This is a genomic window from Phocaeicola sp. RTP21359st1_B8_RTP21360_211022 (genome assembly GCF_040911965.1).
Lineage (GTDB): Bacteria > Bacteroidota > Bacteroidia > Bacteroidales > Bacteroidaceae > Phocaeicola > Phocaeicola vulgatus.
Window position 1 is genome coordinate 1 of record NZ_JBDFXP010000120.1, and the last position, 1,102, is coordinate 1,102.

1 pseudogene is annotated in these 1,102 nt (G+C 63.6%); it reads right to left on the reverse strand.

Annotated features, from left to right (window positions below):
- Positions 1-1,102 (reverse strand): annotated as a pseudogene (locus tag AB5062_RS22665) (hypothetical protein); the annotation flags it as partial.

Here is a 1,102-nt window from a genome sequence, read left to right on the forward strand (position 1 = left end):
GCGGTCCATCCCGTCGTAGCGGAAGCTCACCCTGTTCCCGCCTTCCTCGCGCCATGTCATGCTCCCCACGGAGTTGTAGCCCATGCGGACATGGCGTCGCGCGTCACGCGCCTCCGTGATGCTGTCGTAGCTGTCGTAGCCGAGGTGTATGACGTTACCGTCACGGGCGTCTATGCGCCGCAGGCGGTCCAGGGCGTCATACACGTAGAACTCCGTGCGGTTGCCGGGAGAGCTTCGCTCGATGAGCCTGCCCCTGGCATCATGCTTCCAGCCGCCGAGCAGCCTTCCGTCCTCGTGCCATGACACGAGGTTCAGCGAGCTGTCGTAGGACAGTTCAGAGCGGCGGTCTCCCTTGCCGACGCCCACGGGCTGGCCGTGGCTGTCGTAGGTGAACTCCGTGACGCCGCCGTCACGGTCTATGAAGCGGCTGACAAGGTGCGGACGCTCCGTGTCGTACAGGCGGACAGTCTTGTTGCCCTCACGGTCCACATGGATGCTCAGCCGTCCCTTGTCGTCGTATATGTACATCTCGCCGCCGCCGTCGGGGTACGTGACACCGGTGAGGTTGCCGTCATTGTCGTAACTGTAGCCCGTGACGCCGCCCTCTGGGTCGATGGTGCGGTAAGGCTCCATGAAGTCCGTGTAGCTGTGGCGCGTCTCGTTGCCGAGCGGGTCAATCTCGGAGGTCACAAGCTGGTCGGGTGTATATCGGTAGGTGGTCGTGCCGCCCGTGGAGTCGGTCACGAGGTTGTAGCCTTCGGACGGGTGGTACTCGATGCGCCCCTCCATCATGCCGTCCGTGCCGTAGGTATGGACGCACCGTCCCTTGCTGTCGTATTCCCAGCGGTAGGTGTCGCCGTTGCGGTCGGTCTTCTCCGTCATCAGGTGGCCGCTATACGACATCTCCGTGGTCTTGTCCATGGCGTCGGTGATGCCCGTCATGTTGCCGGATTCGTCGTAGGTGTACGACACCAGACGCTCTTCTCCCTTGCCGGTGACGAACGACAGGCTCGTGACGCGTCCCTTCGTGTCGGTGGCGGCGTGTACCGTGCGTCCGGCAGGGTCGCTCACTCCGGAGAACCTGCCGTTGCTGAAACGGAGC